Source organism: Flavobacterium sp. FlaQc-28 (assembly GCF_044007415.1).
GTDB lineage: Bacteria > Bacteroidota > Bacteroidia > Flavobacteriales > Flavobacteriaceae > Flavobacterium.
Genome location: NZ_JBIPCM010000005.1, coordinates 289481 through 311169, shown reverse-complemented (window position 1 = coordinate 311169; position 21689 = coordinate 289481). Strand labels below are relative to the sequence as shown.

The 21689-nt window shown below is 39.1% G+C and carries 18 protein-coding genes; 13 read left to right on the top strand and 5 right to left on the bottom strand.

What is annotated here, in order from left to right; all coding sequences use genetic code 11:
• The first annotated feature begins 144 nt into the window (after nt 1-144).
• Nucleotides 145-579: a DUF1896 domain-containing protein gene (locus ACHRVL_RS15200; RefSeq protein ID WP_068840776.1), complete on the top strand. Its 435-nt coding sequence runs from the start codon at nt 145-147 to the stop codon at nt 577-579.
• Nucleotides 566-5893 carry an N-6 DNA methylase gene (locus ACHRVL_RS15195; protein ID WP_395414105.1) on the top strand — a complete coding sequence of 1776 codons (5328 nt, stop codon included), beginning with the start codon at nt 566-568 and terminating at the stop codon, nt 5891-5893. Before ACHRVL_RS15200 ends, ACHRVL_RS15195 begins: the two co-directional genes overlap by 14 nt.
• Before the next feature lie 8 nt (nt 5894-5901).
• On the opposite strand, the gene ACHRVL_RS15190 is transcribed toward ACHRVL_RS15195, so the two are convergent.
• Nucleotides 5902-8244, bottom strand: coding sequence for a hypothetical protein (locus ACHRVL_RS15190; RefSeq protein WP_395414103.1), 2343 nt, complete (start codon nt 8242-8244; stop codon nt 5902-5904).
• A 167-nt stretch (nt 8245-8411) separates the two neighbouring features.
• The gene (gene mobC, locus ACHRVL_RS15185; RefSeq protein WP_395414101.1) at nt 8412-10436 is read right to left on the bottom strand and encodes a conjugal transfer protein MobC; all 2025 of its coding nucleotides are present in this window, start codon (nt 10434-10436) and stop codon (nt 8412-8414) included.
• Between the two features lie 202 nt (nt 10437-10638).
• Between mobC and ACHRVL_RS15180 the strand changes: the two genes are divergently transcribed.
• The gene (locus ACHRVL_RS15180) at nt 10639-11196 is read left to right on the top strand and encodes a hypothetical protein (protein WP_395414099.1); all 558 of its coding nucleotides are present in this window, start codon (nt 10639-10641) and stop codon (nt 11194-11196) included.
• A gap of 25 nt (nt 11197-11221) precedes the next feature.
• Here the strand turns inward: ACHRVL_RS15180 and mobB are convergent, their stop codons facing one another.
• From mobB to ACHRVL_RS15165, 3 genes are read right to left on the bottom strand one after another with little or no spacing between them, the layout of a single operon-like run.
• On the bottom strand, nt 11222-12520 hold the full coding sequence (gene mobB, locus ACHRVL_RS15175; protein ID WP_395414096.1) for a conjugal transfer protein MobB: 1299 nt from the start codon (nt 12518-12520) through the stop codon (nt 11222-11224).
• 1 nt (nt 12521) lies between these two features.
• Nucleotides 12522-12959 carry a conjugal transfer protein MobA gene (gene mobA, locus ACHRVL_RS15170; protein WP_395414094.1) on the bottom strand — a complete coding sequence of 146 codons (438 nt, stop codon included), beginning with the start codon at nt 12957-12959 and terminating at the stop codon, nt 12522-12524.
• Nucleotides 12960-12970: 11 nt separating this feature from the next.
• Entirely contained in the window at nt 12971-13186 is a 216-nt protein-coding gene (locus tag ACHRVL_RS15165) for a hypothetical protein (protein ID WP_395414092.1), read from the bottom strand.
• Between the two features lie 523 nt (nt 13187-13709).
• Here ACHRVL_RS15165 and ACHRVL_RS15160 point away from each other — a divergent pair.
• The 10 genes from ACHRVL_RS15160 to traJ all read left to right on the top strand — a co-directional run bounded on the left by ACHRVL_RS15160 (nt 13710) and on the right by traJ (nt 21684).
• Nucleotides 13710-14477 (top strand): ParA family protein, encoded by a 768-nt coding sequence (locus ACHRVL_RS15160; RefSeq protein WP_068840770.1) that lies wholly within the window; start codon nt 13710-13712, stop codon nt 14475-14477.
• A 4-nt stretch (nt 14478-14481) separates the two neighbouring features.
• Nucleotides 14482-14898: a DUF3408 domain-containing protein gene (locus tag ACHRVL_RS15155; RefSeq protein ID WP_068841428.1), complete on the top strand. Its 417-nt coding sequence runs from the start codon at nt 14482-14484 to the stop codon at nt 14896-14898.
• The gene (locus tag ACHRVL_RS15150; RefSeq protein ID WP_254796602.1) at nt 14873-15172 is read left to right on the top strand and encodes a DUF3408 domain-containing protein; all 300 of its coding nucleotides are present in this window, start codon (nt 14873-14875) and stop codon (nt 15170-15172) included. Before ACHRVL_RS15155 ends, ACHRVL_RS15150 begins: the two co-directional genes overlap by 26 nt.
• 2 nt (nt 15173-15174) lie before the next feature.
• Nucleotides 15175-15810, top strand: a complete 636-nt coding sequence (locus ACHRVL_RS15145; RefSeq protein ID WP_395414089.1) for a conjugal transfer protein TraD — start codon at nt 15175-15177, stop codon at nt 15808-15810.
• Between the two features lie 41 nt (nt 15811-15851).
• A complete protein-coding gene (locus tag ACHRVL_RS15140; protein WP_395414086.1) occupies nt 15852-16670 on the top strand; it encodes a hypothetical protein in 819 nt (272 codons plus the stop codon).
• 199 nt (nt 16671-16869) lie between these two features.
• Complete coding sequence (locus ACHRVL_RS15135; protein WP_395414085.1) at nt 16870-17175, top strand: DUF4134 domain-containing protein; 306 nt, start codon at nt 16870-16872, stop codon at nt 17173-17175.
• 9 nt (nt 17176-17184) lie between these two features.
• Nucleotides 17185-17517: a DUF4133 domain-containing protein gene (locus ACHRVL_RS15130; protein ID WP_149207330.1), complete on the top strand. Its 333-nt coding sequence runs from the start codon at nt 17185-17187 to the stop codon at nt 17515-17517.
• Nucleotides 17514-20021 (top strand): TraG family conjugative transposon ATPase, encoded by a 2508-nt coding sequence (locus tag ACHRVL_RS15125; protein ID WP_395414083.1) that lies wholly within the window; start codon nt 17514-17516, stop codon nt 20019-20021. The genes ACHRVL_RS15130 and ACHRVL_RS15125 overlap by 4 nt, the downstream gene beginning before the upstream one ends.
• A 25-nt stretch (nt 20022-20046) precedes the next feature.
• The gene (locus ACHRVL_RS15120; protein WP_395414081.1) at nt 20047-20679 is read left to right on the top strand and encodes a DUF4141 domain-containing protein; all 633 of its coding nucleotides are present in this window, start codon (nt 20047-20049) and stop codon (nt 20677-20679) included.
• A 3-nt stretch (nt 20680-20682) separates the two neighbouring features.
• A complete protein-coding gene (gene traJ, locus ACHRVL_RS15115) occupies nt 20683-21684 on the top strand; it encodes a conjugative transposon protein TraJ (protein ID WP_395414079.1) in 1002 nt (333 codons plus the stop codon).
• Nucleotides 21685-21689: the final 5 nt, after the last annotated feature.

The window sequence follows — 21689 nt, the reverse complement described above, 5'->3', positions numbered from 1 at the left end:
TATGTTACTGGTGTTAATACTACTAGCAAACGCCAATCAAAGCCGTTTGAAGCCAAATAATGCCTGAAAACTATTCAGTAACATACTTCTTTATATTTTTACTCTGCTTAGTAAAGTAAAATATAATCCTCTAATGATATACTTATGGCTTCAGAGAATAAAATATCCTATTATTCATTACTATTAAAGGAATTGCTCAACAGCAGCTTTCCTGAGTTATCAGGGGACAAAAAATTCATTGAACAACGCGGGCAATCAGCTGCTAAAGTGTACAATGATGCCTTTATGGCCGGCAATACAATTGAGCAATGCAATGAGATTGCGCAATATGTATTATTTGAAGGATTACACTTTTCAAAATTCGATACTATATTTAAAATCGTCTGCAACGAGTTTGACACGATCATGGCTGACGAGGAATTGCGACCATTTGCCTTAAAAATGATGGCTGTCAGCATCCCTGTATTTGAGCAATACCGAATTACGGATGACTTTGCCGACAGCCAGGAATTTGAATTGCTCTACACCGAACTTACCGGCACTATTCAAATCTGGATAGAAGATAATGGGCTACAATAAAAGAGAACATTTAAAAAAGAATATCGAGGCGTTGCAGCTAGTTTTCCTGCTGGAAAAAGAAAAACGCCAAGCTACTGAAACCGAGAGGCAATTGCTCATGAAATATAGTGGTTTTGGTGGTCTTAAATTTGTACTCAATCCAGCTGATAAAGCCAATGATATTGACCGATGGGTAAAATCCGAACAGGATTTATTTGGAATGACTCAGGAACTTCACTACCTATTACGGGAAAACGCACAGGACGAAAAACAATACTATCGTTATGTAGACAGTATAAAAGCTTCTGTCCTGACAGCCTTTTACACCCCGCCTTCAGTCATTGGAGCCATTGCAGATTCCTTTCAGGAAAATCAAATAAATATCGAACGCTTTCTGGAACCATCCGCCGGAACAGGATCATTTATAGAAGCATTCAGGAATGAAAGTCTATCACATATAACGGCATACGAAAAGGAATTCCTTACAGGACAACTATTAAAACAGCTTTATCCTGATAACAACATCCGGATTGCCAGATTTGAAGAAATCCCGAATAAGGACAAAGAAAGCTATGATGTAATTGCCAGCAATATTCCATTTGGAGATGCATCAATATTTGACCTTTCTTATATACGCAGCAAAGATCCGGTTCGCGTACAAGCTGCCCGAAGTATTCATAATTACTTCTTTCTAAAATCCATAGACATGCTTCGGAACGGCGGTCTATTGGCATTTATCACCTCACAGGGAGTTTTGAACAGTGCCAAAAATGAACCCATACGTCAGGCTTTGATACAAAACTGCAATCTGGTTTCTGCCATACGCTTACCCAATAATTTGTTTACCGATTATGCCGGAACCGAAGTGGGGAGCGATTTGATTGTACTGCAAAAAAACAATGCCAAATCAAGACTTTCCCAAAGGGAACAGCAGTTCTGCAGCACCTATAGCACTTCTGACAATACTTCAAACAGTATGTTATTTGAAAACGTTCAGCATATAGTGCAGACCACATCATACCAAGCAACCGATATGTATGGCAAGCCCGCCTTGATTTATGAACATGAAGGAGGCATTGAAGGAATAGCAAAAGATTTAAAAAGAATATTGTCCGACGATATCTCCAATCATTTGGATTCCGACTTATATAATGGACATAATACCACAGAAATTATTTCTGAAGATTCTATAGCTAAGTCCATTACACCTGTAATTGCCATTAAAAAAGAGGAATCTGCTACCGATAAATCAATAGTTGAAGTGAATCTTTCAGCAGCTTCACAATTAAGTCTGTTTGGTTTATATGAGAATACGTCTGAGATAAAATACAAACCTCCAAAAAAGAAAACGGTTCATCAATCGAAGCGAAAAACAATGTCACCCATTCAGCAGGGAAATTTGTTCGATATACCCATCAGGCAAAATGATGTAATGCCATCGCTTACAAAAAAGCTCGATAAAGAAATTAAGCCCGTATTGGGAGATTTATTCTCAGATAATGCCGAGCCACAAAATGTAACCACTGCGGAATTACGTATTTATACGGACAAAATACAGTCTTTTTACCGAAAGGATTGTCTGGTGACCTACAAAGGCTATGTCGGCTATCTTACCGCTGTAGATCCCGAAGAACAAAAAGCGGAATTTGAGCCGTTGCCACTTCCTCCAATGCAAAAAATGCGTGCGGAGTCCTATATTCAGATACGTGATGCCTATCTGGAATTGTATCAGAAAGAAGCCGAACAACAAACCGAACACACACCTGAAAGAGAAACATTCAACCGTCTATATGACTCCTTTGTCAAAAGATATGGAAATCTCAATAACGCTGAGAATATTCAGCTTATCAAAACCGACAGTGCCGGAAACGAAATTCCTTATCTGGAACGTGTGGTTGGCGGTGTGGTTCATAAATCAGATATTTTCCACCATCCGGTGAGTTTTTCAGTCAGCACACTAACAGCCAATAATCCTGATGAGGCATTAGCCTCATCACTGAATAAATATGGAACTGTGGATTTGGAATATATGTCGCAGATCAGCGGATTATCAGTTGATAATCTGAAAGAGAACCTGCAAAGACGAATTTTCTACAACCCTTTGGAAGAGGTATATGAAATATCGGAGCGATGGATTTCAGGGAATGTGGTGGAAAAAGCCCAAGCAATAAATAATTATTTAGAGCAAAACCCTGAAGACCTGCAAGCAAGGGATAGCCTTGCCGCTCTGCAGCAAGCTTTTCCCAGACGCATTGAATTTGAAGAACTGGATTTTAATTTAGGCGAACGCTGGATACCAACTGGTATTTACAACCATTTTGCCTCTCATCTGTTTGATACTGATGTACGGATTCATTACACGGAAAATACGGATGATTTCTCCATTAAATGCGATAGCAAAAATATCCGTATAACGGAGAAGTATGCTATAAAATCTCAAAGCCGTACTTATGATGGAATTGCATTGCTTAAACATGGTCTGGTAAATACCACACCTGACATTACCAAAAAAGTAATGCATGGCGATCAGGAAATAAAGGTGCGTGATATGGAAGCCATCCAGATGGCCAATACTAAGATTGATGAAATCCGTAAAGCATTTTCTGAGTGGTTATTTGCTCAAAACGATGAATTTAAGAAACGTCTCACCGATAAATACAACGATACCTTTAACTGTTTTGTGCGTCCACAATATGATGGCAGCCATCAGGATTTTCCTGGGCTTGACAGAAAAGCGCTGGGGATTGAAGACTTGTATTCCAGCCAGAAGGATGCGGTATGGATGATCAAACTAAACGGAGGAGCCATCTGTGACCACGAAGTGGGCGCAGGAAAAACACTCATTATGTGCACAGCTGCCCAGGAAATGAAACGTTTGGGGTTGACACACAAGCCTATGATTATCGGACTGAAAGCCAATGTTCATGAAATAGCGGAAACCTACCACAAAGCGTATCCACATGCTAAAATATTATATCCGGGCAAGGAAGATTTTACACCGCAAAAACGTCTGCGTATTTTCGGGGAGATTAAAAATAACAATTGGGATTGTATTATCCTGACCCATGACCAATTTGGGATGATTCCACAATCACCGGAAATGCAAAAAGAGATATTACAGGCAGAACTCGATAGTGTTGAAGAAAACCTTGAGGCATTACAGTCACAGGGAAAAGAAATATCACGGGCAATGCTCAAGGGAGTTATCATACGAAAACAAAATCTGGAAGTCAAACTCAAAACACTGCAACATGATATTGAAAATCGCAAGGATGATGTAGTCGATTTTAAGATGATGGGTATTGACCATTTGTTGGTGGATGAAAGCCACCGCTTCAAGAACTTGATGTTCAATACCCGCCATGACCGTGTTGCAGGACTCGGTAATATGCAGGGAAGCCAGAAGGCATTGAACCTGCTATTTGCCATTCGCACTATACAGGAACGAAGCGGAAAAGATTTAGGAGCTACTTTTCTTTCTGGAACCACCATCAGCAACTCGCTGACCGAACTATATTTATTGTTTAAATACCTGCGCCCACAGGCTTTGGAAAAACAAGGCATCAATTGCTTTGATGCATGGGCAGCTATTTATGCGCGAAAGACTACCGACTATGAATTCTCAGTAGCCAACAATATTGTTCAGAAAGAACGTTTCCGATATTTTATCAAAGTACCGGAACTGGCTCAGTTTTACTCGGAGATTACGGATTACCGCACAGCAAAAGATATTGGTATAGACCGTCCTCAGAAGAATGAAATACTGCACAATATTCCACCAACCCCTGAGCAGGAAATATTCATCCAGAAACTAATGGAGTTTGCCAAAACGGGAGATGCTTCGCTTCTTGGAAGAGCAAAACTGTCTGCCTCCGAAGAAAAAGCAAAAATGTTAATAGCTACCGACTATGCCCGTAAGATGTCGTTAGATATGCGCATGATTAGTCAGAAGTATGAGGACCATCCCGATAGTAAAGCCTCCCATTGCGCAGCAAAACTGGCACTATATTACAATCGTTTTAATGCTCAAAAAGGAACCCAGTTTGTATTCTCTGATTTAGGTACCTACAAACCAACTGAGTGGAATGTGTATTCGGAAATCAAACGCAAACTGGTGGAGGATCACGGAATTCCTGCACATGAAATACGCTTTATCCAGGAGGCAAAAACCGACAAGATGCGCAAAGAGTTCATCAGCGCTATGAACGAAGGGAAAATCAGAATATTATTTGGGTCAACCGATATGCTGGGAACGGGAGTCAATGCCCAGAAACGTGCAGTTGCGGTACATCATTTAGACACGCCTTGGAGACCGAGTGATTTAGCTCAACGGGATGGCAGAGCCATTCGCAAAGGAAATGAAATTGCCAAATTTTTTGCAGATAACAAAGTAGACGTTATCATCTACGCAGTTGAAAAATCTTTGGACAGCTACAAATTTAATCTGTTGCACAATAAACAATTATTTATCGATCAGCTCAAAAACAATAGTCTTGGTAAACGTACCATTGACGAAGGTGGTATGGATGAAAAATCCGGAATGAATTTCTCGGAATATGTCGCCATTCTTTCCGGTAATACCGATTTGCTTGAAAAAGCCAAACTGGAAAAAAAGATTACTTCTTTGGAAAGCGAAAAACAGGCTTTCACCCGTTCCAAGTCTATGTCAAGATATAAGCTCGAAGACTGCATGGCAACCGTTGAAACTGCAAAATCGATGGTGGAAAGATTTTCTGCGGACTGGCAGAACCTTCAAAAACGCATTCGAAGGGATAAAGAAGATACAGTACTAAATCCAATTGAACTGATTGGATTGTCTCCAAATGCAGATATAAAACAAATCGGTGAAAAACTACATCTGCTCGCTGATAAAGCTCGTACCGAAGGACAGTATGAAGAAATCGGTACCTTATATGGTTTTACACTTTTGATAAAAACGGAAATGACACAAAAAGAAGGGATTGACATCCGCGACAACCGTTTTTTTATTGTGGGAGAAGGAAATATAAAATACACCTATAACAACGGGCAGATAGCAAACGATTATAAATTAGCATGCTTGAACTTTTTAAACGCATTGGAAAAAATACCAGCATTGATAGAACAGGAAAAGAAAAAGATTAACGCCATTGAAAAAGATATTCCTGTACTTCACGAAGTAGTAAACAGCATTTGGACTAAAGAGAATACACTTGTGGAACTAAAAAACGAATTGGCAGCGCTTGAACGGGCAATACAATTATCAATTACTCCGGAACAACAAGTAGAAGATCCTGAACAAAAACTACAAGAAGATCAGATATCACAGCCTATTCAGAAACTGAAAATTTCCTGATTGCAGGACTAATTATCTGTCAGATCTAGTTTATCAAACAAATTCGTTTCTAAATTTCCTGCAATAAAGGAATAGGGATAATTTGGATTATTAAGATTATAACCCAAGACAACGACTCCACGTAAATTCTCTTTACTTTCCAGTTCTAATATCTGGTCTAACACATTATTCCTGGTGGCAGTATCAATATCTTTATAAGGATACCCAACTATTGCATACTGTCTTCTTTCGGGCCCGCAGGTAAGGCTTACCCAATTATGAGGTTTACTCATTTTGCCTCTTACTATGCTACTTTTCAATTCATTTAATTTCTTTTCAAATAGTGCTTGATCTTGTTTTGGTAAGTTTAATAAAATAAAGGATGCCACCAGCCAATTATTACCATTGCTGTTGATATAATTAAGAGTGTCTGACCAATACTGTGTTTTTTGCAAAAAAGGTTTTTTTACCTGTATTCCTCTTCCTTTTCCGATCATATAGGGGTCGAGCTCTTTTGATAATAAAGTAAGATTCAAATAGGTGGAGTTATTGTACTCATCTTCCCCTATATTAAAACCATTTTTTAAATAAAAACCAAATAAATCAAGCTCATCACCTTGAAAGTTAACATGGGCTTCAAACTCCCTTCTTCTTGAAAGATAATGTACTTTCTCACTTTGTAAAGGAAGGATATCAAAGATAACTTCAAGATCTGTGAAACTTATTGATGGTGCTAATTCTTCTAATTTATGTGTGACCACTTTTGCTTCAATAAGTTTCTTTAAATTACATCCAATTGATCCTAAATTAGACAGGGTCACTCCAAGTGGAACATAGTAATTTATCAGATTGGAATCAAGCTCATTTTTCGCGCCCGATTTGGTCTTAAAAATATGTAATTTTTTATTATTCTGCAGGTAATTCTTAAACCTTATAGCTTGCTCAGATGGTGCCACCACTAAATCCTTCAGTGTTTGAAATAATCGTTCAGGCGCACCACGTTTTGCCGGATTACTTACCGTTCCGGATTTAGCTTCAACAATTATAGCGAAATCTTCAATTAACACAATCAGATCATTCTCAAATATTTTGTTAGTTGTTGGGCAAGTCCATAAACTTCCACTAAAAATTTTTGCATCAGGAAATGCATCTTTAAAAAGTTTCTCTATCTTTTCTTCCAGGTATTTTCCTTTTTCCTTAATATAAACATCTTTAAGGGTTTTCTCTTTCATAATAAAACCTTCAAGTAAATCAATTCCCAGATGCGAGAATAAAAAAGACACTGCAGAAAAATACTTATTCTCATCAAGCCTGATAAAAGGTTTTGAATGAATTGGATTATTTAAAAAAACATGGTTTTTGTCTTCGTTAGATAAGTCCCCAAAACGATATGCCAGCGGATCAAAAATTCGGCTTATATCTTCGTTGCTCAGCGAAATATTTGTTAAGGCTTTAATTTCTTCAAAATCAATAGTGAAAATATCTTTAAGTTTTAAATCCGAATGCTCTATAAAGAAGCTTTTTAACATTTGCAGATTCTTTCCGAATTCTTCCCATAAATTCAATCTTGATAGAGCATTAGTTGGGCTAACACCTGGCATATTATTTTCATATGCATCAAATACTGCATTAAAGTTCTTAGCTATAATTGCCGGGCGGATATTATTCTTATGCGCATTAAGTTTTTTGGTACTTAGATCAGCCAGACCAAATAAAACATCAAGAAATACTTCAGGCTTAAATCCTAATTTATCTTCGAACTTAGCACTTATACGAGCTGATAACTCATAAGCAATTTTTTGCATTTGTCCCTCATATGCCCAATTACGAACTGCAAGAGTATTATGCATCATTTCCAATCTTAACATCACAGGACCAAATTCTTCCTCAGTTGTTGCTTTATTGGAAAGTTTAAAATAGGCAAACGATTGATGTTGATTTAAATCTTGTAATAATTTTTTAAAATCCTCTTCTTTTTCATTTAATGGCATTGCACTAAGAGTCCTCTCTTGATATAAGGAATAACACTGTAGAATCTCTAAATAAAACATATGAAAATCTAGTCTACCATCAATTGCTTCTTTATCTATTCCTTCTTTTTCAGCAATAAAATAAAAAACGCAAAAAGAACATAAGTATAGAGGATCATAGTCTTTAAAATACTCTTGCAATTTTTGAAACTCAATTTCAAATTCAATAGTCGATCTTTCAGCTAGCTCTAAAAATGGTTTTATTCTTTGCTCAAAACTTATTTCTTCTTGAAAAGGATTGTCAATTCTGTAAAGATTTTGTGTAACTGCTTCGTAAGGTTTATATTTTTTCTTAGAAGATTTATTTTTTTTTACAATCTTTCTCTTACGGCTTACTGGCATAGTACAATTATTATATATTAAAAGAGCTTAAATATATAATAATTCATCAACAAATCTTAAGTTTTTGAATCATAGATGAACTTATAATAGCAATTATTTGACAAATTAACATTAAATTATTTAGTCAATTATTGAATATAAAATTCTTTATGTCAAAGGTTTTGATTCTATTCATCTTTACTTTTTTTATCAGTTGTTTTTGGTATTAAATGCTGCAGTTTCGGATCGTTCTTAATCCGTTCCATTTCATCTGCTACTATTGAGACAATATCCAGTTTGATTTGTTTGTAATTGGCCTCAATTTCAGCCTTCATCCTATCTTCTCCTTCTTCATTTACAAATGAAAGTATTTCCGGGATTTTCTGGTATGTTTTAGTTTCAGCAGCCACTTTCTCATTATCGACCACAATCTCCGCATGAAAGATCTTTTGTTCGATACGCTCCTCAAAGTTATCGGAAACTGCCCCAACAAACATTCCTTGTGTAAGGGTTGATATTTTGGAAGCGGGAATTAGGCTTTCCAGCTGCGTGGAAATAGAAGTTGATTTATCATTCCGATTGATGGTCATACTCTGACGCTGCTGCAGTATTTTTCCGAAGCGTTCCGAAAGGCTTTTAGCTGTTTCCCCGACAACCTGACCGCTGAATATATTCCCTACGGTATTCTGAATTACCTTACTTTCTTTATCCCCATAATCTCGGGTCAATTGGGAGTAATCCTGAAATCCCAGACATACCGCTACCTTATTGCTCCTTGCCGTAGCAATCAGATTGTCCAGGCCCCTGAAGTAAATTGTGGGAAGCTCGTCAATGATTACCGAACTTTTGAGCTGTCCCTTTTTATTGATGAGTTTTACGATTCGTGAATTGTACAAACCCAATGCAGCGGAATAAATATTCTGCCTGTCGGGATTATTGCCCACGCAAAGGATTTTTGGCGCTGCAGGATTGTTGATGTCCAATGAAAAATCATCACCAGTCATTACCCAATAAAGGCTTGGAGATATCATACGTGACAATGGTATTTTTGCTGATGCTATCTGGCCTTGTAATTGGTCCTGAGCACCTCCCTGCCAGGCATCCATAAACGGCGATAGATAATTTTCCAGTTCGGAATAGGTAGTTAAAATGGTAAAAACATCTGCATATTTTTTGTTAAGCAGTTCAATAGCATGAGGAAAAGTACAATACTTTCCATTATCATAAATCTTTAAAAACCAGATGATAGCCGCCAAAAGAATAATCGGGCTTTCGACAAAGAAATCACCCTGTTTTTGAATCCACGAACGGTTCAGGTTCAGCATAATGGTATAGGCTGATTCGTAAGCATCAGATATGTCAGTCATAAAATCAGGATTGATCGGATTGCATCGATGGCTTCTTCTGGGATCATCAAAATTGATGACGTAAAACTTTGGTTTGACTTTGTATTTGTCGGTATGTTGTAATAGATGGTTGTACGCAATGGTAGAAAGGTCATCAAACTTGAAATCATAGATATACATCGAAAAACCTTTCTCGATTTGCTGTTTAATGTAGTTGTTTACAATGGCATAGGATTTACCAGAACCAGGGGTGCCTAATACGATAGTCGCGCGGAAAGGATTTACAATATTTATCCATCCATTGTGCTGTTTTTTGCGATACCAGAATTTAGTAGGCAGATTTATGGAATACTCATTTTGCAGCAACCGGGTTTCCTGCATGAAACTTTCATTTTCCGTATTAAATACATCCTCCATAAGGTTATTTTTGAGTAACCTGCTCATCCATACACCTGCCATCAGCAGTGAAATATACCCCAAACTCAGGGTGAAAACATATAAAAATGCGGCCATTTCAATGGGCAGTCTAAGTAATGGCGTATTGAGGAAGAAAAAAATAAAGCCTATTACAAGCGCTATATAGATTTTGCTCCAGGTAATCTTTTCATTTTTAACACCCTTACTGCCCAAACAGCTTAATGCCAGAAGAACCAAAGCAAATAGTTTCGTATACAGCGTGTTGGAAAACAGTCCTGCTGTGCGCTGAAAATTTCCCAATATTTTATCAATGACAGATAATGTCCATTGTTCTTCTTTGAAAAATTCGTAACAAAACCAATAGCAGTGCATCAGTACTAATAAAATACTGACTGCTCTCATAAACTCCATAATTTTGGCTAATCCTCTTAAGTCATCTTCTCCCTGCATTTTCTAATTATTAAATGTTTGGGCGTGAATTTAAAGGCTTTGAAGCATGGATATAAAAATATGGTAGGCATTGGAGGTGCGTGGCAGTGTTTGGCGCTCAAGTGGTTCCAATCAGGTTTAGATTTTAAATCGCTTTTTTTATTAAATTTATAGGCCTGAAAATTATTTTGGGTATCTCAGATCAACATTAAAGAAAAATAATATGAATTACTATAATCCTGATATGGATCCAGGTGAAAGTGAACAAGAATATGAGGCGCGGAAAAATGAAGAAAGTAAATCTGCAACAGGATTAATGTTTGGTATCGCCGGGGTTTTTATTTTCGTTTTAAAAATGGCTGCAATTTTCGGCATGTTCTTTTATGCCGGATTCTTGCTGTCGCAAAAGTTGTGGGAAGAAGAAACCAACAATTTCAAATTTTGGGTTTTCTCTCTATTATTTACCTATCTTCTTTTCTGCATCATTTATTTCTTTAAAGGAACTATCATCGGATTGCGGGCAAACAACCGTAATTTATGGATATTACCATGGGTAATCTGCGTGTTATTATGCTGTATTGTCCCCGCATTTATAGTAAAATCAGTAGTTGCTGGTATGTTCCATGTGAGGGATAGACAAGGTATGCTGTGCGTAGGGCTTAGTTGGGCAGCATTTATACTGTTTTCATTATACGTCTATGATATCTATCAGTTCAAAACACCAACCGTTCCGAAGGTTTTGCATTGGAGCTATGCTTGGGGATTGAAATTGTCTTTATAACCGAAAGTTATAACGAATAACAAACCTATTGACCTCTCTTACGTTTCTTTTTCTTTTTCATCTTATTGGCAAAATCCTGTTCCTGGTAATCTTCTCCCTGAGCTTCCGGCAATAACCCTCCAAAACCTTCTATACTACTATGGATATCGTTAGATTGAATAGTACTTTGATTACTTAGAAAATCAAATAAATCGTGAGGCTTCTCAGCTGGTAGACTTTCCGATACTGTTTTGATTAAAATTGTTTTGGTATCCTCACTATTTTTAATTTCCGGTTGTAGCCCATTATTCCACCAGTCGTTAAATACATTCGCTGAAAATTCTTTTCCCAAACGCGAACCGTTCCATACCGATTTGGAATTGTGGTCAATAAATGTAATTCCATAAATACGTCCCATATCATTTTTGCGAGTAATCACATTAATGCCTTTTTCAGTCAGCTGTTTTTTAAAGTCCTGTTCGTCAATGGCCGCCCGCAGGGTTGTTTCAATTGTTTTTCTAATTGTAAGTCTCGCATCACTTTCTTTAAGTGCCACTTTGGACGATGCAAAATGATTTTGAAGTTCAATGTATCCTGCGCCTTTTCCAAAAAGAGACGCTTTAAACGGGTTACTTGATTTTTCTCCATTTTCGTTCAAGGCAACGTAGACTAGCCCTTGTTTGAGCTTTCCGTGCAGTTCACCCTTAACCTCTTCTGCAGTAATATTAAACAGAGACAGCAAAGCATTGTATTCTCCCAAACTTTGGAACTGATAGGATTTGGGCAGATACCTTACTACTGAAGCGATCTGGCTTTTAATGTCATTGGTCTTGTAATCTACCGGGCGAAATGCTTTTTCGTTTTGTTTGTATGTTGCGTCTTTTGCACAGGCTAATCCATATTTTCGTTCCAGATCACGACATATATCCATTGAACGTTTACGCTCATAACTGTCCGAAATTTTCCTGCCTTCTTCGTTTATGCAAACCGAAACGATATGGATATGGGTACGTTCAATATCAGTATGCTTGAACACTACGTAGGGCTGCTCGCCGTATCCCATTTTTTGCATATACTCCTGTGCAATAGCATTAAATTTTTCATCACTTACATTATCTTTTGGGTCTGGATTAAGAGAAATATGCAGAACCATTTTTTCTGTTTTACGATTCGCCAGCAAATAAGGTTCAAAAGAGCCCAGCAGCTGGTCTACAGAATAATGTCCATCAGGAGTTTCCTGCATCTTATGGGTAAAGAGAATTTCCCCATTTTCCTTCTCGACTTTTAGCTGATTATAGTTAAGTATGCCTGTCAAGTTTTGTCCTCTGCCAATTTTAGCTACCATTTTACTTGTTGTTTTTAATATATTTTGCTTCAAATTCTCCGGTAATCTGAATGATTTTTTGACATAATACTGCCATTTCAACTGTATGCTTTTCGAGTTTATAGAGATAAGCGGCCGCTTTTTTCTCGGAGAAATTGCGATAAAGCAGTTTTACGATTTGGTTATAATTCACTCCAACGCTCCGGAATTGTCCATACAAAGTGGTTAACCGCATATAATAATCCATTGCAGCTTTATCGATTTTGACTGTTTTAATGGTCTTCTGAAAGATGCAGGCAGTGATAAAATGTGCCATTACATTCATTTGGGACTGTTCAAAAAGAGAAAGAAAACGGGCGTTTTCTTCCGCATTCAATGATATGGAATAGCGAAATATGGCAGGATCCTTTTTAGGATTACGCCCTGATTTGCGGGGTTGTCTGTTATTATTTTGATCCATGATAAATCCAATTATAGTTTTATAAAACATCGACTTTGGAGAATGTTTTCCAGCCCCCGGCGGGGCAAGTTGTTTTGAGCAGCGGAATTCATTTCCAGCAGCTCAAAACACAACTTGCTCCTTTCTGGTGAAAGGAAAATCCGCTCTTTCAGGCGGATTAAAGTAAGCAGGGAAAACGGCTTTTGGCCGTTCACTTTCTTACCCGATATGGCATAATGCTTTCTCATAAACATGTTAGTGAAAATCATTTTACAAAGTAAAGTGCTCTTTATAAGAGTAATGCAATGTGTTGCAGTGCCAAAAACAGCCTTTGAATGCCAAGGACTGTCGCATTAATAAAAGCACATAGATAACTACATTCCTTTGTACAAGAAAGCAGATGCAGGTAGGCAGCAGGATTGCAAGGTAGTTTTAGAACTACCTCTGTATTTATCTACAGAGCAGTGTAGATATTGAAATTGGAATGTAGATAAGCTGCTAATTGTGTTTATAAGTATAAAGAAAAGCAGCTTGCTGATTATCCACCTACAGATTGGTCTATATGTACGCAGATGTAATTGAATAAATATATCAATATGCCTAGTGCTATCTCAAAGGGTATTACTATAGCGAGGCAGTTGATTAGGATGATACAAATGTAATGAGTTACGCAGTTCCATACAAAACTACCCGTGTATAGGAATAGACAAAGATTTACCTGCCTGATTACTTACATAGTTACATAAGTATTAATAATTAAAAACAATAAAAATGGAAACAAAAAACAAACCCGTATTTATCGCCTTTTCTTCTCAAAAGGGAGGCGTAGGGAAAAGTACTTTTACAACACTTGCTGCCAGCACGCTTCATTATCGTTTAGGTTACAATGTTGCAGTATTCGATGCCGATTTTCCACAACTCAGCTTAATGAAAATGAAAGCCCGGGACTTGGCAATGGTCATGGAAAATGAGGTTTTAAAAAGAATAGCCTATACGCAGTTTACCACGATTAACAAAAGAGCCTATCCAATTATCCAGCATAAAGCCGAAGGCGTTTTGGAGGCAGCAAATGATTTTTTAGAATCCTCAAAAGTTCCAATAGACGTGATCTTTTTTGATCTTCCCGGTACGGTAAATACACCTGGCATTTTGAATGCCCTGGCAGGGATGCATCACATTTTTACCCCAATTACTGCTGATCGTTTTGTGATGGAAAGCACCCTTGTTTTTACACAGTTGATGCGGGATATCATTATGAAAAAAGGTGAAACGTCCATTAAAAGTGTTAATCTTTTCTGGAATCAGGTAGATGGCAGGGAACGCTCCCCTTTATATGATATCTATAACAAACTTATCGATGATTTGGGATTTAGCCTTATGCAGTGCAGCATCATGAACAGCACACGCTTTCGAAAAGAAAGCGAACTCGATGCAAAGTCTGTTTTCCGCTCCACTTTAATGCCTCCGGACAAACACTTGATGAAGGCCTGCCGGTTAGATCAGTTTATGGAAGAATTTTTAAACATTGTTCAATTATAATGCTATGGAAAAAGATAACAAGAAAAAAATCACGCCAGAGATCGACGAGGCGCTTATGATGGATATAATGGCAGATGGCGTTAAAAAGGAAGGATTAACCCCTCCGCTGGAAGAACACAAAACTTCACCAGAGCTGCTGCAGGAAAAGTCTTTGATAAAGGAGCGCACAAGAATGAAACGAGGAACCGATGCCGATTATGAAGCCATTTTTTTTAAGAAGACTCATACCAATGCGCGAGATGGCAAAACGGTGTATATACAACCTGATTTTCATGAAAAATTATCCCGGATCGTTCAGGTTATCGGTGAGGACAAGCTGGCGATTTATGCCTATCTGAATAATGTACTGGAATATCATTTTCAGGAATTTGGAGAACAGATTACCAAAAGTTTTAATGAGAAATACAAACCTATTTTATAAACTAGCCATGAAGATAAAAATTAAAATCCAAGAGACAGGTAAAGAACAATTTCAAAAATTGTTTATGGTCAATCGATTTCCCTCAGGACGAAGCGGAAAAGTTGTATATCTGCGTCCTGAGTACCATGAGCGTCTGCTGCGCATTGTTCAATTGTCACGGGAAGAAAAAATTACGCTCTATTCCTATATTGACAACATTATGGAACATCACTTCAGGGAATTTGGGGAAGAAATCACAGCTTATTTCAATGAACGCAACAAACCAATTCTTTAATTATGGAAACAATTATTGTAATATGCCTGTTGATAATTATTGTCCTGCTGGTAAAGGATAAAGTTCTTATCAAGAAAAAGACAAAGCAAAAGTCGTCTCAGGCAAAAGTCAATCCGAACCTGCCCGATATTATGGGGCAACCCAAGCCCTTAAGAAGCCTTTCAGTGCCAAATACTACCAATGAAAGCCAAATACAGGAACAAGAGATAAATCGCTATAATTTTGAGATTGAATGTAACGAAAATGAAAACGTTGGTATTCAAATTCCGCAGGAAGAACTAGATGGCGTTTTTGGAAATATGCCTGATTTGGAAGAGGAAGAAGAAGAATGGAACAGGTATAGAATATCCAGTGGAAATAACGGTTTTGCTCAAGGGGTTACCTTTGAAGAACTAAGCTCCGTGGGGATGCTGCTGCAAAAGGAAAAATTGGAGCCGTCCCAAAAGGAAACAGCGGCGCTCATAGTCCAGAAAATACAGGGAACCGAATTATTTATCCTGCTGGAGAATTCTATGGAGGACGCTTCCCGAAAAATAGCCGAGCTATTGGATAGTAGCCTTTTTTCTGAAACTGATTTTGGTTCTTCTACTTTGCGGAAAAATGATTTAAGTGAATTTGATATCGGGGACTTTGTCTGAAAAGATAAGTCCCCTTTATTTTATAACGAAAAATAAAGTATATGATGGAAAGAGAACTGCCGGTTATTACTATTGAGGGTACCGACTTTATAGTAGATGTAAACAAACTTGAGCTTATTGAAAAGGCCAATCATAAAAATGTTATACCGTTTGAAGATATGCGTGATGTCGGCGATGGCTATACTTTTGAATACAACCTTAAGAATAAAAACCTTCCAGGGATGTTTCACAATGAAAGCACAATGGTCAGGATTCCTGAATTTATTATTCTAGATCCAATCGGCATGGCGAATAAATACAGCTATCCTGTGAACGAGATAATGGATAAATCAGATTTTGGCCTTATGGTAGATCAGCAGGCTTTTGATCTGCGGGTAAACAAAGGAATGCTGCCTACTGTGGATATCGCCGGACATACCTTTTATGTTGATATTAGAATGGATAAGCTTCGTCCAAAAGACGATTTCCTTTCCAATGGTATTGTATTCTCGGATATAGAAACATACTACGATTTAGAAAAAAGGACCTACACCATTCCTTATAATCCCCAGACACACGAATTTCAGGAACCTGATTACCTAAATATAAAAGAACTTCCCAAAGATTTAATCGCTGTCAGATTTCCCTCTGAAAGATTACTCGACAGAATTGGCTGGAACAGAAAATATGGATTTGAGATTAGACACGGTCTGGTACGGCACGGTTTAAAATTGCAGTTTGCGGCAAAGAATGTTCCTTGGAAAAACACTTTTCTTGTTGATCTGATTAAAAGCAATCTAAAAGCAGAAAAGAAGCAGGAAAAAGCTACTGAGAAAAAAACATCTAATCTATCCAAAACAAATAAAGGCCGAAGAATATAATTCTGTAATTCCAAACTTTCAAACGTCAAACATAAAATGTTTGACGTTTTTTTATGCTCAAACACTCAAAATAATGCCACTGATAGCCAAGTAATTCCACTGACTGCCAATTTGTTACAACGACTTGATTTCCATAAGATATTTGTCCCGATAACCTGCAAGGCGCAGGTATAAATGAGAAATTTAACTCGGTTTAATCATGAAAAAACAAAGAAAAAAAATCCTGCCGACAGCAGTGGCAATGCTGGCAGGTTTCGGAGCACTTGCCCAGGGAAACGGTACGGCGGGCATCAACGAAGCAACCCAAATGGTAACTTCTTATTTCGATCCCGCCACACAGCTTATCTATGCCATCGGTGCAGTGGTCGGTCTGATCGGCGGAGTAAAAGTGTACAACAAATTCAGCAGCGGAGATCCCGATACGAGCAAAACCGCCGCAAGCTGGTTTGGGGCCTGTATCTTCTTGATTGTAGCGGCTACCATCCTGCGTTCCTTCTTCCTTTAAAACTGATATATGAACAATTACAATATCAACAAAGGCATCGGAAGAACGGTCGAGTTTAAAGGTTTGAAAGCACAATACCTGTTCATCTTCGCAGGCGGACTTTTAGGGACACTTATCCTGGTCATGATACTTTATATGGCTGGGGTCAATTCTTATATCTGTTTGTTTCTGGGAGCTGGCGGTGCTTCACTAATCGTCTGGCAGACCTTTTCCCTGAACAAAAAGTATGGAGAACACGGACTCATGAAAGTGGGCGCGAAAAAAAGACATCCCCGCTACATCATTTGCCGCAAGCCTGTACATCGCTACCTAAGAATCACTTCTAAACCCGATGCCTTATGAGAAACACAGCTAAAATAACAACGCTGGAAAGTAAATTTCCACTCTTGGCAGTAGAGAACAATTGTATCCTGTCAAAAGATGCGGATATCACGGCCTGCTTTGAGGTTCGTTTGCCGGAACTCTTTACAGTTGCATCTGCGGAATATGAAGCCATTCATTCCGCCTGGCACAAGGCTATCAAGACTTTGCCTGATTTTACGGTAATCCATAAACAGGATTGGTACATCAAGGAAAACTACGCCCCTGATCTGGCAAAGGATGACCAAAGTTTTTTGGCGAAATCCTATCAGCGTCATTTTAATGAGCGTCCGTTCCTGAATCATTACTGCTACCTGTTCCTTACCAAGACCACTAAGGAAAGAATGCGCATGCAGAGCAATTTCTCTTCGCTATGCAAAGGTTCATTCATACCAAAGGAAATCAGGGACAATGAAGCGATCCATCGTTTTATGGAAGCCGTCGCACAGTTTGAGCGTATCATTAACGACAGCGGACTTATCAAGTTGAACCGCCTGAGCGAAGCAGACATTATTGGTAAAGATGAAAAGCAGGGATTACTGGAACAATATTTAACGCTTTCCAGGGAAGCCGTGGCACCGATGCAGGATATTGTATTGGGCGCTGAAGAGGTTCGTATCGGAAACAAAAGGCTGTGCCTGCACACCTTGTCCGATACGGATGACCTGCCCGGAACCGTTTCGGCAGATACACGTTATGAAAAACTTTCTACAGCCCGAAGCGACTGCAGGCTTTCATTTGCTGCACCCGTTGGACTACTTCTGAGCTGCAATCATATTTACAACCAATACCTGTTTTTAGACAACAGCGAAGAGAGCCTTCAGAAGTTTGAAAAATCAGCGAGAAATATGCACTCTTTGGCTCGTTACAGCCGTGCCAACCAGATCAACAAGGAATGGATAGAAAAATACCTGAACGAAGCACATTCATTCGGTCTTTCTTCCATCAGGGCACACTTCAACATTATGGCATGGTCGGATGATCCGGGGGAACTCAAACATTTAAAGAACGATTGCGGTAGTGCATTGGCGCTAATGGAATGCAAGCCACGACACAATACCACCGATACCGCTACGCTGTATTGGGCAGGAATGCCGGGAAATGCCGGAGATTTTCCAAGCGAGGAAAGTTTTTACACCTTCATAGAACCTGCTTTGTGCTTCTTCACAGAAGAAACTAATTACCACAATTCGCCATCACCGTTCGGCATCAAGATGGCAGACAGGCTCACAGGTAAACCCATCCATCTTGATATTTCTGATTTGCCGATGAAAAAAGGAATTATTACCAATCGTAACAAATTCATATTGGGTCCTTCGGGTAGCGGTAAATCTTTTTTCACTAACCATATGGTAAGGCAGTATTACGAGCAGGGCGCACACGTACTGCTGGTTGATACCGGTAATTCCTATCAGGGATTATGTGAACTCATCAAAGGAAAAACCAAAGGCGAAGATGGCGTGTATTTTACTTATACGGAAGACAATCCCATTGCTTTTAATCCTTTCTATACCGATGATGGCGTGTTCGACATTGAGAAGCGTGAAAGTGTCAAGACTTTGATACTGACACTCTGGAAACGGGATGACGAGCCGCCGACCCGTTCGGAAGAAGTAGCATTGTCCAATGCGGTAAGCGGCTATATCGAACGCATCAAGCACGACGAGGCATATCCTTCATTCAATGGTTTTTACGAATATGTGCAGGGTGATTACCGTAAGGTGCTGGAAGGAAAACAGGTAAGGGAAAAAGACTTTGATATTGCTAATTTCCTGAATGTTTTGGAGCCCTACTACAAAGGAGGCGAATACGACTACCTGCTCAATTCCGATAAGCAGTTAGACCTGCTTTCCAAACGCTTCATCGTTTTTGAGATTGATGCCATTAAAGATCATAAAATCCTCTTTCCAATCGTGACCATCATTATTATGGAAGTCTTTATCAATAAGATGAGAAGGCTCAAAGGTATCCGTAAGTTGATACTGATTGAAGAGGCCTGGAAAGCCATTGCCAAGGAAGGAATGGCAAATTACATAAAGTATCTTTTCAAGACTGTCCGTAAATTTTTTGGGGAAGCTATCGTAGTCACGCAGGAAGTGGATGACATCATCCAATCGCCCATTGTAAAAGAAAGTATCATCAATAATAGTGACTGTAAGATCCTGCTTGACCAGCGCAAGTACATGAACAAGTTTGATGATATACAAGCAATGCTTGGTCTGACCGATAAGGAAAAAGCGCAGGTACTTTCCATCAATATGAACAACGATCCGGCGCGGTTCTACAAGGAAGTATGGATTGGACTTGGCGGAACACACTCTGCGGTATATGCTACAGAAGTTTCCGGCGAGGAATATCTCGCCTATACCACCGAAGAAACCGAAAAACTGGAAGTGATGCAGCTTGCGGCAGAACTGGACGGCAATGTAGAACTGGCCATTAAGCACATCGCCATGAGGCGACGCGCGAAAGAAAATCAACAATGATTACTAATTTAAAAATAGAAGAACAATGAAAAAAATATTATTTATGGTGTATACGGCGCTTATCCTTGCCGGTGCACAGTCCGTAAAAGCACAATTTGTAGTAACCGATCCGGCCAATTTGGCATCGGGTATTCTCAACAGTGCCAATGAAATAGTACAGACCTCTAACACGGTGTCCAATGTCGTAAAAAATTTCAAGGAAGTAGAAAAAGTGTACAAACAGGGCAAGGAATACTACGACAAACTCCAGTCGGTAAACAATCTGGTCAAAGATGCACGCAAAGTACAGCAGACTGTACTGCTGGTAGGTGATGTATCGGAAATGTATGTAAAGAATTTTGGCAAAATGATGAATGACCCCAATTTTTCTGCCCAGGAATTGGCAGCTATTGCCAATGGCTATTCGGCTCTTCTGGGTGAGAGTACCGAGCTGCTGAAAGAACTCAAACAGATTGTAAATTCCTCCAGCCTGTCCCTGAATGACAAAGAGCGTATGGATATTATTGATCGTGTGTACAAAGAAGTCAAAGAATACCACAGCCTTGTGCGCTACTATACCAATAAGAATATTTCGGTAAGCATTCTAAGGGCAAAGAAGCAGAACAATACCAAAAGAGTGCTTGAACTCTATGGAACTTCAAATCAAAAATATTGGTAAGCCATGGAATTTAATAACCTTCACCATGTCCTTCGCTCCTTGTATGATGATATGCTCCCGCTGTCCGCCGATATGGCGGCAGTGGCCAAAGGCCTTGCCGGGCTGGGTGCTTTATTCTATGTGGCACTAAAGGTTTGGCAGGCTCTCAGCAGGGCCGAACCAATCGATGTGTTTCCGCTCCTGCGTCCGTTTGCCTTGGGACTGTGTATTATGTTTTTCCCGACAATGGTATTGGGAAGTATCAATTCAGTTTTAAGCCCTGTGGTTACAGGAACTCACTCCATCCTCGAAGACCAGGTACTTGACCTGAACGAGTTACAGTCAAAAAAAGACCAGCTCGACCACGAAGCAATGATCCGTAATCCGGAAACTGCCTATATGGTGTCGAATGAAGAGTTTGACAAAAAACTCGATGAATTGGGGTGGTCACCCGCCGATGTAGGTACAATGGCAGGAATGTATATGGACAGAGAAGCTTATAAGATAGAGAAAGCCATAAAGGAATGGTTTCGCAATCTGCTGGAAATACTCTTTCAGGCCGCGGCACTTGTCATTGACACTATTCGAACCTTTTTTCTGATTGTCCTTTCCATACTCGGTCCGATAGCCTTTGCCATATCAGTCTGGGATGGATTTCAGTCCACACTCACGCAGTGGCTTTCCCGATACGTTAGTGTGTATTTATGGCTTCCGGTAGCAGATTTGTTCAGCTCGATGCTAGCTAAAATACAATCCCTGATTATTGAGAGGGACATTGAAATGCTTGCCGATCCGACATTCATCCCTGATACTTCAAACACCGTTTATATAATCTTTATGATTATTGGTATTGTGGGCTACTTCACCATTCCGACGGTAACAGGCTGGATTATTCAGGCAGGAGGAGCAAACAACTTTGCCCGTAATGTTAACCAAACGGCGATGAAAAGCGGAAATATTGCCGGAGCCGGAACGGGTTCCGCAGTAGGAAATATCGGTGGCAGGCTGATAAACAAACAAAAATAATTAAT